This is a genomic window from Mycolicibacterium austroafricanum (genome assembly GCF_000612725.1).
Lineage (GTDB): Bacteria > Actinomycetota > Actinomycetes > Mycobacteriales > Mycobacteriaceae > Mycobacterium > Mycobacterium austroafricanum.
In genome coordinates this window covers 327,218-338,288 of the sequence record NZ_HG964455.1, presented here as the reverse complement: position 1 = coordinate 338,288, position 11,071 = coordinate 327,218, and the positions used below count along the sequence as shown (strand labels likewise).

The following is an 11,071-nucleotide window of genomic DNA, read 5'->3' as shown; positions in this document are numbered from 1 at the left end:
CGGTTTGGTGTCGATATTGCCGATGCCATAGCCTTTAGCGGGCCGAGAAACTCCGGTCACGGCAAATAAGAGGCAAATAACCTTGTTCTGCGAGCCCGATTGGGACGACGAAGTCGACGTGGTGTGCACCGACACCGGTTTGGCTGGACTGGCGACGGCAATTGCAGCTGTCGAACAAGACGGAGAGGTATTTCTCGCCACTGCGCCGTCGCCCACGGACGCCGATCGCGGCTGGTTCGACCACGCCGGCGACGAGGACACCGTCGAATACCTCGGTCAGCTGACCGCAGATCTCGACGTGGCAGGCCTGCGGCAACTCGATCCGGATCTTCCCGTGCGGCTGATGAGCGAGACCACGCCGGCGCGCGGACGGATGGTGCCGCCCTTCGAGGGCCCGCGGCTGCGGGAGTGGGCCGCGGTCTGCGTTCCGTCGCCGTCGGGCTACCTGTACACCCAGGTCACCGACTGGACCTCGACGACGATGGATGGTGGGGACGGCGACCTGTTCAAGGTCACCGAGATCGGGGTGATGGCGCCGGATCCCGACGATACGGTCGGTTCGGTACACGATTGGCTCAGCGACGAAGCCCGCGACCGCGACATATTTCCGAACCCCGTCACTCGGTTCGAGCGCCTGGTGTTCGAGGACGGTGTGGTGACCGGGGCGGTCTTCGGCACCGAGAGTGGTCCGCTGACAGTCCGGGCACGCCACGGCGTGCTCATCTGTCGCAACGGGATTCCCGCCCGCGGCGCGTCCCCGCCCGGCTTTCCCGGACATGCACTGCTGCGTGTCGCGCTGGTCGGCAAGGAGGCCAGCCGTTTCGGGCGAGTCGAACTTCTGACCTCCGACAGCGCCGTGGCCCAGGCGTGCCCCCTTCACAGCTCGCGGCCGGCCGCCCCGGAGGTCAGGACTTCGCGAAGCTGACCGGGACCCGGCCTCGGGCAAGCAGGGCTTTCATCGCGGCACCGTCGATCGGGCGCGACAGCAGGAATCCCTGGGCTCGATGGCACCCGTGGCGCAGCAAGGTCATTGCGGCGGCCTCGGTTTCGACGCCTTCGGCCACCAACTCCAGGCCGAACGCTTCGGCGAGCGCGATGACCGCTCGCACGATCGCGAGATCGCCTGGATCGGAACCGAGTTCACGGACGAAGCTCTTGTCGATCTTGAGGGTGTCCACCGGCAGCGACTTCAGGTGCGACAGTGCGCTGTATCCGGTGCCGAAGTCGTCGATCGCGATGCGGACACCGGCCTCCTTGAGACCCTTGAGGGTGACCCGGGTGGTCTCGATGTCCTGCACCACCACGCTCTCGGTGATCTCCAGGCACACGGACCCCTCGTCGAGGTCGAACTCGTCGACGATACCGGCCACCGACTCGACGAAACCGTCCGTGACCAGCTGCACCGGTGACACGTTGATGCGCATCACCGTGCCCGTTCCGATGCCGCGTGCGCGCCAGCCGGCGAAGTCGGCGCACGCCGAACGCATCACCCAGCGGCCCAACTCGCCCGCCAGGTTTATGGATTCGGCGACACCGATGAAGGACTCGGGAGACAACAGACCGCGGGTGGGATGCTGCCAGCGGACCAGGGCTTCGCACGCCAGGATCTCGCCGGTGCGCATGTCGACCTCGGGCAGGTAGTGCAGCAGCAGGGCGCCGTTCTCGATCACGCTCTGCAGATGGAGTTCGATGTCGTTGTTGAACTCGTGCCTCATCGACATGTCGTCGGTGAAGACGACGACCTCGTTGCCGCCGGAGCCTTTGGCGGTCAGCACGGCCTGATCGGCTCTGCGGAGCAGGTCTGACGTGGTGTCGCGGCCCGGTATGCCCTGCGCCACCCCGATGCTGACGGTGCGCGTCAGCATCTCGCCGTCGATCGAGACGCGTTCGCGCAACGTCGACTGCAGACGGTGGGCCAGGGCCTCGGCGGCCGCGCCGTCCATCGGCACGGTGGGGACGAGGACGAACTCGTCACCACCGAGGCGGGCGATTATGTTGGGGCAGTCGGCGCCCCGCCGGAGGCGTTCGGCGAGCACCCGGATGAACCAGTCGCCGGCGGTATGACCGAGATAGTCGTTGATCGCCTTGAGTCGGTCCAGGTCGAAGAACAACGCCGACACCGGGCCGGGTCGGCCTTCTGCGAGTCGCTCGTCGAGATGGGCGAGCAGGGCGCGACGGTTGTACAACCCGGTCAGGTCGTCGTGCTCGGCGAGGTAGCGCAGCTGTTCTTCGGCCTGCACCCGCGCCTGGACCTGGGCGAACAACGACGCGATCGCTTCGAGACCGTTGAGTTCCTCGGCGGTCCACTCCCTGTCGCCGAACTTGATGAATCCGAGCACACCGGTGGTGAGTTCGCCGGACACCAGTGGCGCCGCGGCCATCGATGTCGCGGGCACGGCGCGGGTTTCCTCGATGCGCTTCTGGTAGTCGTCCGTGGCCGGCTCCGGGCGGAACACCATCGGCTTCTTGCCGTGCTCGGACTGAGCGAACACGGGGTCGGCGTCGGCGAAGTACACGAGGGCGAGCGGATCGGGGTCGGGAACGCCGGGCCGCACCGGCCATTCGGCGACCAGACGCGACGCCCGGATCTTGTGGTCGTTGTAGCGCAGGAAGCTGACGTCGACGCCCAGGTAGTCGACGAGTTCGGCCAACACCCGCTGACTCACCTCGACGGAGGTCGCCGCATTGGCAGCCATCAACTTGGTGGCCACCGAGGTGATGACCAGGTCGAGACTGCGGAGTGTGTCGCTGTCAGACATCGTGGAGTCAGGATACGGGCGTTGAAGCGCTGTGGAGGGGGCGCCGTCTGCTCCGCACCGATGGGGGCGGTGCGGAGGTGAGTCGCAGGATCAGCGCCGTCGCCTCGCCGGGACCGACAGCTGTCAGTTGACGGAACCGTCTCTGCAGATCAGCCAGACGGTCGGCGAATCGCGGTGAAAGCTCGTGGAGTTCATCGGCGGTGTGGGCGTACAGGAAGACCGGGGATATCGGCTGTACCGAAAGACCGTGCTGCTGCGCTGCGATCCACACGGCCTCGGCCGCCGAGCCTCCCCGCGCATAGCCGGTGAGGGAAATGTCATCGGTCAGGATCAACGCCAGCGCACCGCTGTTGACGATGCGCGCCCTGGTGTCGGCGCCCAGCACGGCGCCGGCATTCCACGTGGTCAGCAGTGACATGACCTCGGGTCTGCGCAGGATGTCGAGTGTGACGAGCTCCGCGGCGCCCAACTCGAGGCTGCGCACGTCGATCCCCGAATCTGGCAAGCCGTCACCGGGCCAACGCAGCTCCGAGGCCATGTCGGTGTGCAGATGCGGGGTGAGATAGCGAATCCGGTCGGTCTCGGCCAGGAGGGTGCCGAGCGCGTCGATGACCTCCCGATCCTCCAGCAGCTGCACGCGGGCCCCTTCCCGCCGGCCCGCGGCGTCAAGCGCGGCCACGGTGGCCCGTGGCAGCTCCGAGGGGGTTCCGTGGCGGCGGTTGGTCTCTCGCGCCGCAAGTGCCGGATACAGCGAAGCAAGGTGCTCGTCGCGGCCTTCGGTGAGGGTGACCACGGCGGTCAGCGGTGACCGGTCGTCACCCTCGACGAACGTCACCTCGCCCGACAACTGATGGGCGGCGGCGGCGACGCGCGCATTGAACGTGGCCGCGCCCACCGCCACCGCGCTACCGCGGAACGCCACGTCGATCGTGGACTGGAACTCCGGGGCGACACGGATCGTCACGACGTCTCGTCCAGACTCGATGTGCCACGGCTGGACATTGCCGCCCGACGGCGCGCGATTGGCGGCGAGCGCCACCGCGTGCACGGCATCGCGAACGTCCGCCGGATCCTCGACCGACACCGGATCCCAACCGGGTTGCGGGGCCCGCCGCATCGGGTCCGTCAGCCCCGTCAGGGCCGTCGCCGTGTCGAGGCGTGCCCGGCCCGACGAAAGTGGTTCCCCCAGGCCGATTCTGCGTACTGCCTCGGCGACGGCGGCGGCCCCGACCAGGACGTCACCCACCAACTGCGGCCACGTCGACAGCGTCTGCCCTACCTCGACGAGCGATGCGGCCCCCCGCGCGGAGAGGTTGCCGCCGTCGATGATCCGTAGCACGTGGGGGATTTTCTCCCGGCTGTCCAGGCCGGCCAGACTCGCCGCGTCGACCTCGCCGAGCAGGCCGTGGAAGATGGGCCGTTCCGGCTCGAGGTCGAACCGTTCGACGTCGATGAGGCCGCGGTCGCTGGTCGCCATCAGCACCGGCTGCCGCCGGCTGCGCGCCGCTTCCCGGACAAGCGCTTTGACATCAAGCGAGTCACATTCCTCGACCACGATGTCGAGCCCGTCGAGGAACGCATCGACGGTCTGGTCCGTCAAGCCGGAATCGATCACGCGGACCGCGAGGTACGGATCGACCTCGGCGATCCTGCGTGCCGCCGTGACCGCCTTGTTCACACCGATGTCGAAAACCGTTGCCGGAACCCGGTTCAGATTCGACAGCTCGAGATCGTCGAAGTCCGCAAGGCGTAACTCGCCGCAGAGCCCCTGCATCGCCAGCGTGTGTGCGACGGCGTGGCCGACGCTGAGACCGACCACTCCGACCCGGAGCGAGCCGAGCGCCTCCTGCTCCTGCGAGGTGATCAGGTTGCGGTTGCGGTCCGCACGCACCCGCGCGAACGCGCGCGGGCCGAGGATGCTGACGACGGTACGACGCCACGGATAGTAGGCCCAGCGCCGCGGCTCGTCGGTCAGTTCTCCTGTCGGAGCCGGCAGCAGCCGAGCCAGCGTCTCGGCCTGTTGCGCGGCGCGGTCGATGAACACGATGGCCGGATCGCCACGCAGAGAGTCCAGGACCTGTTGATCGGCCGGCTCGGCCGGGTCGAGGACGAGCGCGCCTGCGGCACTCTGGTCCTCGACACGTCCGTTGGAGTCGTCTGCCTGCGCACCAGAGTGCTCAAATGTCACAGGGCATTATCACGCAGACTTCCGGTTCCCTCGGGCGCGACCCGCGATCGTTGCATGTCCAGGATTTCGTTGAAGATCTTCGACACCTGCGCCGGCTCCGCGTGCCGGATGAACGTGCTGCGGTCCCACCACATCATCTTGGTGCGGTAACGGGGGTCCGGGTACGGCGTGGCGGGGATCGAGGCGACCACACCACCGGAGGAGCGCCACTTGTCGAGAACGTGAGGCGCCGACGTGGCCATGCAGAATTGCAGGTCCATCGCGGCCATGGCATGAAAACCGCTGCGCGCCAAAGCGCGCGTCACTCCCTTGTTGCGTGCGGGATCATCGGTCACAAACGCCGATTTCATCTCGAGGATGCCGAAGGGTGCCCGGTCGTCGATCATCTTGCGCACCGCGGCCAGGCCCGGTTGCCCCTCCCACTCCACGACTGCATGCGAATCATCGGCGCCGGTCAGCGGGCCTTTGGCGCGGACGCCGCCGATCACCCGTCCCGTCGTGTCGAGTGCTGCCCAGAACACCGCGGTGTCATGGCCACTGCTGATCTCGTCGACGTCGAGTGCGGCCTCGACCCCGTGCTTGCGGTAACTGTGCTCCGCGCCGCGGAGGTACTCCAGCCACAGGTCGGGGTCCAGGTGTGGTTGTGACATCACCAGAGTGCATTCGGCGTCGCCGTCCCACCAACTGTGGTTACTCGCGAGTTCGAAATGATCGGTGTCGGCGGAAATCAGAGAAGTAATTGACATGGCTTTCCTATCGGTGGGGGTTGGTGAAACAGATAAAACGTGCGCACCGGCTGTCGACAAACTGATCCGACAGCTGGGTTATAAGTGCGAGATCAAGTATGTGGCCGCCGGTCACTCCATTTCTAGCTAGCCGCCGATTATTTTCTCCTTTTCGATTTTCGGATACAAAACTCCACCACAAGGCTTACCCCAGAGGCGTCAATGGCAAGGAGAATTTGGTGGAATCCGACCGGTCGTGGCTGTGACAATTCAGATCTGGCGAACTTCAGCAACGGTGCAAACTGTCATTCGGCGATGCCTGTCCGATTCGTGCCGGCCATTCGCTAACTTCTCGGACCTGCGGTCGAATCGACCTCGGTGTCGCACGGCGATGTTACGGACCAATGACCGCGGGTTGGCGGGGGAGTGAAGCAGTGCCGTAAGGGGCCTTCGCTGCGCCGGCGATGTGCAACCCAGGCGGCGTCATTTTCGGCGCCACTGTCCGGTGGTCGGGACCGCCGCCCGCGCTGCGGACCACCGCACAGGTTGTGGCACTGTGAGGCCTGCAATTGACATGCCGAACATCCAACGGCGGCCGTCGTCGTCAGCCGGGTCAAAGGAGACGCCAGTGAAGAAGTTCAACGATCTCGCCGAATTCGTCGCGGCGGAAGGCACCCAACTGGGGCCGACCGAGTGGCTGGAGATCACCCAGGACCGGGTCAACTTGTTCGCCGATGCCACCGAGGATCACCAGTGGATCCACGTGGATCCCGAGCGGGCGGCCAACGGCCCTTTCGGCGGGACCATCGCGCACGGGTTGCTGACGCTGTCGTTGTTGCCGTACTTCACCCACCAGCTCTACACGGTCGACAACGTCGCGATGGCCATCAACTACGGCTACAACAAGGTCCGGTTCATCACGCCGGTGCGGGTCGGTGCCAAGTTGCGGGCCCGCGCCGAGATCACCGCGGTGGCGCAGCTCGACAACGCGGTGCAGGCGACCGTCAGCACGACCGTCGAGATCCAGGACTCCGACAAACCCGCCGCGGTGGCCGAATCGATCGTGCGCTTCATCGGCTGACTCCGCCACGCCGCGGCGGTCGCCGTGATAGACATTCGTCAGATAAATCTGACGTATGTCAAAAACACGGTTTGCCAGGTGGCGTGAGGAGCGAGGTGGAGCAGGCACACCCCAGGGTCGCGGTGATCGGTGCAGGTATCAGTGGGCTGACCGCGGGCAAAATGCTCAAGGATTACGGCGTCAGCTACACCACCTTCGAGACCAGTGACCGCATCGGCGGCAACTGGGCGTTCGGCAACCCGAACGGCCACAGCAGCGCCTACCGGTCGCTGCACATCGACACCTCGAAGGACCGACTGTCCTTCAAGGACTTCCCGATGCCCGAGCACTACCCGTCGTTCCCGCACCACTCGCAGGTGAAGGCCTACCTCGACGAGTACGCCGAGGTGTTCGGGTTGCTCGAGCACATCGAGTTCGGCAACGGCGTGGTGCATGCCGCCAAAGACGGGTCCGGCGGCTGGCGGATCCTCGATCAGGCAGGCGCTCAGCGGCACTTCGATCTGCTGGTGGTCGCCAACGGCCACCACTGGGATCCGCGGCTGCCGCAGTTCCCCGGTTCCTTCGCCGGCGAGTCCATCCACTCCCACTCCTATATCGATCCGTCCACGCCGCTGGATCTGAGCGGCAAGCGCATCCTCGTGGTGGGGATCGGCAACAGCGCCGCCGACATCACCGTCGAACTGTCCTCGAAGGCGCTGCGCAATGACGTGACCCTCTCGACGCGGTCGTCGGCGTGGATCGTGCCCAAGTACATCGCGGGCCGCCCGGGGGACACCTTCTGGCGCACCTCGCCCTATCTGCCGCTGTCGTGGCAGCGCAAGGCGGTGCAACTGGTGGCGCCGATGCTGGGTACCGATCCGACGATGTACGGCCTGCCCCCGGCAGACCACAAGCTGTTCGAGGCGCACCCGACCCAGTCCGTGGAGCTGCCGCTGCGGCTGGGTTCCGGCGATGTCACACCCAAGCCGAACGTGGCGCGCCTCGACGGGCACACGGTCCATTTCGTCGACGGCACCAGTGCCGACTTCGACGTCATCATCTACGCCACCGGGTACAACATCACCTTCCCGTTCTTCGACCCCGAGTTCATCAGTGCCCCCGACAACTCCATCCGGCTCTACAAGCGGATGTTCAAGCCGGGTGTCGACGATCTCGTGTTCATCGGGTTCGCCCAGTCGGTGCCCACCCTGTTCCCGTTCGTCGAGTGCCAGTCACGACTGCTGGCCGCGTACGCCGTCGGACGTTATGCCTTGCCGTCGGCCGACGAGATGGAGCGGACCATCGACGCCGACCAGCAGCTGCACGCCGGCCACTGCACGGACCGGCCGCGCCACACCCAGCAGGTCGACTACTTCGTCTACGAACATGACCTGCTCAAACGGGAGATCCCGGCGGGGCGCAAGCGCGCGGAGCGGGTGGCGGCGGTGGCGCGGTGACCCGGTCGGAGATTAGCTTCCGTAGCGGTCAAGATGCCTGCAGCGGATGGCATTCACATCCGGTGGTGCGCTTCGGCCGGTGGTCGTGATGGCGCACGGGTTCGGCGGTACGAAGGATTCCGGTCTTGAGCCGTTCGCGCAGCGGTTCGCCGCTGCGGGCATCGACGTCCTCGCATTCGACTACCGCGGCTTCGGTGCCTCCGGTGGTGTTCCGCGGCAATCACTTTCGGTGCGCAGGCAGATCGACGACTACAACGCGGCGGTCGAGGCCGCCAAAACCCTCGACGGCGTGGATCCGGGCCGTGTCGGGCTGTGGGGGGCGTCGTTCTCCGGCGGACACGTGCTGCGGGTGGCCGCCGAACGTGACGACATCGGCGCGGTGATCTCGTTGACGCCCCTGACGAGCGGCCTGGCCGTCAGCCGCGCCGCCGCGACATCACGCGACATGGTGACATCCTTGCGCTGGACCCTCACCGGGGTCAGGAGCCGGTTCGCCGTGCGGCGAGGTGGCCGGCCGACGATGATGCCGTTGGTCGCACCGGTGGGGGAGCCCGGCGCACTCGCTCTCGACGGGGCATACGAGAGTTACACCGCGCTGGCGGGCCCGACCTGGCGTAACGAGATCGACAGCTCGGTCGGCCTGGAGGTTGTCGGCGTGCGCACCAACGCGGCGGCCAAGAAAATGCGCTGCCCGCTGCTGGTGCAGATCGCCGATTTCGATCAGTACGTGCCTGCGGCTGCGGTCGCTGCCACGGCCGCGCACGGCAGAGCGCAGGTGCACCACTACCCGTGCGATCACTTCGACGTGTGGCCGGGCCACGACTGGTTCGACAAGACCGTCTCCGACCAGGTGGCGTTCCTGACCCGAACTTTCTCAGTAGTGCGTGGAACCCTGATCGACTGAGATCGCGCTCGCCGTCACGAATTTCGACTCGTCGCTGGCCAGCCAGCATACCGCGTCGGCGATGTCCTCCGGCTCGACCGCCCAGGTCGGCAGGAACGGCGTCATCATGTTCGAGAGCTGGGGGTTCGTCTCCATCGCCTTGCCCAGCGCGGTGACCATGTCGCCGGTCCCCATGTCCGTCAGCACCGGACCCGGGTGCACGCTGTTGACCCGGATAGAGTGCTTGCCCAGCTCGGCGGCGAACGCGCGGGCCATCCCGGTGACCACGTGCTTGCTGGCGGTGTAGTGAATCATGAACGGCTGCAACTTGATTCCCGCCGCCGAGCTGATCAGGATGATCGACCCGCCGCGGCCGCCGTCGATGATCTTGTGCGCACCCGCCATCACGGTGTTCCACGTGCCGGTCACGTTGACGTCCATGACGTCGCGGAAGTCGTCGGCGCCGATGTCGTCCCATGCCTGCGGCGCGGTGATTCCGGCATTGGCGACGATCACGTCCAGCCTGCCGAGTTCGGCGACACCCTTCTCCACGGTGGCCCGAAGTGCTTCGCCGTCGCGGGTGTCCACCTTCGAGGCGAGGATGCGGCGGCCCGTCGCCTCGACCAGCTTCACCGTCTCCGCGAGATCGTCGGGGGTCGCGTGATCGTAGGGGACGCAGGGTGGAAGTGGGCCGGCGATGTCGACGGCGATGATGTCGGCGCCCTCGTTGGCCATGCGCACGGCGTGCGCCCGACCCTGTCCGCGCGCCGCTCCGGTGATGAACGCGACGCGTCCCTCCAGCCTGCTCATCTCGCCTTGGCTCCCTTCACCAGTCCGCCCCCGATGATCAGCCGCTGAATCTCGCTGGTGCCCTCGTAAAGTCGGAGCAGTCGCACGTCGCGGTAGATCCGCTCGACGGGCACCTCACGCATGTAGCCGCTGCCGCCGTGGATCTGGACCGCGAGATCGGCGACCTTGCCTGCCATTTCGGTGCAGAACAGTTTCGCGGCCGACGGGGCGATTCGGCGGTCCTCGCCGGTGACCCACTGCCGGGCGGTCTCGCGCACCAACGCGCGGCCTGCCATCACCCCGGTCTGCTGATCGGCGAGCATCGCCTGGACCAACTGGAAGTCGCCGATCGCGGTGCCGCCCTGGGTGGCGGTGGCAGCGTAGGTGACCGACTCGTCGAGCGCGCGCTGTGCCGCCCCGACCGCCAGCGCGGCGATGTGCACCCGGCCGCGTGCCAACGACGTCATCGCCGCGCGGTATCCGATGTCTTCGCTACCGCCGACCAGGGCGGCGTCGGGTACCCGCACGTCGGTGAAGTTGACGTCCGCGGTCCAGGCACCTTCCTGGCCCATCTTCTTGTCCTTGGCCCCGACCTCCACGCCCGGTGTGTCGGCGGGGACGAGGAAGACCGCGATTCCGGCGCCCTTGTCGTCGGCCGGCCTGCTCCTGGCGAATGTCACGAACAGGTTCGCGTTGGGAGCGTTGGTGATGAATCGCTTCTGGCCGTTGATGATCCACCCCGAAGAAGACCCGTCGCCGTCCCGAACCGCTTTGGTGCGCAGGCCCGACGGGTTCGAACCCGCGCCCGGCTCGGTGAGGGCGAACGAGGCGACCACCTCGCCCGACGCGATCCGCTCCAGCCAGGTGGATTTCTGCTCGTCGGTGCCGTAGCCGACCAGTACCTGGCCGGCGATGCCGTTGTTCGTGCCGAACATCGAGCGCAGCGCCAGCGAGGTGTAGCCGAGCTCCATGGCGAGCTCCACGTCCTGGGTGAGGTCGAGGCCGAGCCCGCCCCATTCCTGGGGGATGGCGTAGCCGAACAGGCCCATGGACTTGGCCTGCTCGCGCAGCTCGTCGGGCACCCGGTCGGTGGTGAGGATCTCCTGCTCGCGCGGCACGACCGCGGTGCGGACGAATTGGCGTGTCTGCGCCAGGATCTGCCGGAAATCTTCGTCGCCGACTTCGGCTGTGGACATCGTCGGTGCTCCTC

The 11,071-nt window shown here is 66.7% G+C and carries 8 protein-coding genes and 1 pseudogene; 4 read left to right on the top strand and 5 right to left on the bottom strand.

Annotated features, from left to right (window positions below):
* Positions 1 to 82 precede the first annotated feature (82 nt).
* Entirely contained in the window at positions 83 to 925 is an 843-nt protein-coding gene (locus BN976_RS21750; RefSeq protein WP_036373778.1) for an FAD-binding protein, read from the top strand.
* Here BN976_RS21750 and BN976_RS21745 read toward each other — a convergent pair.
* Genes BN976_RS21745 through BN976_RS21735 form a run of 3 tightly spaced genes read right to left on the bottom strand, consistent with a single transcriptional unit; the run spans position 906 to position 5,597 of the window.
* Positions 906 to 2,759, bottom strand: a complete 1,854-nt coding sequence (locus BN976_RS21745) for a putative bifunctional diguanylate cyclase/phosphodiesterase (RefSeq protein WP_011779202.1) — start codon at positions 2,757 to 2,759, stop codon at positions 906 to 908. The genes BN976_RS21750 and BN976_RS21745 overlap by 20 nt on opposite strands.
* 7 nt (positions 2,760 to 2,766) lie before the next feature.
* The gene (locus BN976_RS21740) at positions 2,767 to 4,947 is read right to left on the bottom strand and encodes an Rv1355c family protein (RefSeq protein WP_036373775.1); all 2,181 of its coding nucleotides are present in this window, start codon (positions 4,945 to 4,947) and stop codon (positions 2,767 to 2,769) included.
* Positions 4,944 to 5,597, bottom strand: coding sequence for a hypothetical protein (locus BN976_RS21735; protein ID WP_235622100.1), 654 nt, complete (start codon positions 5,595 to 5,597; stop codon positions 4,944 to 4,946). The genes BN976_RS21740 and BN976_RS21735 overlap by 4 nt, the downstream gene beginning before the upstream one ends.
* Positions 5,598 to 6,300: 703 nt before the next feature.
* Here BN976_RS21735 and BN976_RS21730 point away from each other — a divergent pair.
* The 3 genes and pseudogenes from BN976_RS21730 (at position 6,301) to BN976_RS21720 (ending at position 9,093) form a co-directional block, all read left to right on the top strand.
* Positions 6,301 to 6,753 carry a MaoC family dehydratase gene (locus tag BN976_RS21730; RefSeq protein WP_036373772.1) on the top strand — a complete coding sequence of 151 codons (453 nt, stop codon included), beginning with the start codon at positions 6,301 to 6,303 and terminating at the stop codon, positions 6,751 to 6,753.
* A 95-nt stretch (positions 6,754 to 6,848) separates the two neighbouring features.
* Positions 6,849 to 8,189, top strand: a complete 1,341-nt coding sequence (locus BN976_RS21725) for a flavin-containing monooxygenase (protein WP_036374257.1) — start codon at positions 6,849 to 6,851, stop codon at positions 8,187 to 8,189.
* Positions 8,186 to 9,093, top strand: a pseudogene (locus tag BN976_RS21720) (alpha/beta hydrolase). Before BN976_RS21725 ends, BN976_RS21720 begins: the two are co-directional and overlap by 4 nt.
* On the opposite strand, the gene BN976_RS21715 reads toward BN976_RS21720, so the two are convergent.
* Positions 9,064 to 9,882 carry a mycofactocin-coupled SDR family oxidoreductase gene (locus tag BN976_RS21715; RefSeq protein WP_036373769.1) on the bottom strand — a complete coding sequence of 273 codons (819 nt, stop codon included), beginning with the start codon at positions 9,880 to 9,882 and terminating at the stop codon, positions 9,064 to 9,066. The pseudogene BN976_RS21720 and the gene BN976_RS21715 overlap by 30 nt on opposite strands.
* Positions 9,879 to 11,057 carry an acyl-CoA dehydrogenase family protein gene (locus BN976_RS21710; RefSeq protein WP_051558530.1) on the bottom strand — a complete coding sequence of 393 codons (1,179 nt, stop codon included), beginning with the start codon at positions 11,055 to 11,057 and terminating at the stop codon, positions 9,879 to 9,881. Before BN976_RS21710 ends, BN976_RS21715 begins: the two co-directional genes overlap by 4 nt.
* Positions 11,058 to 11,071: the final 14 nt, after the last annotated feature.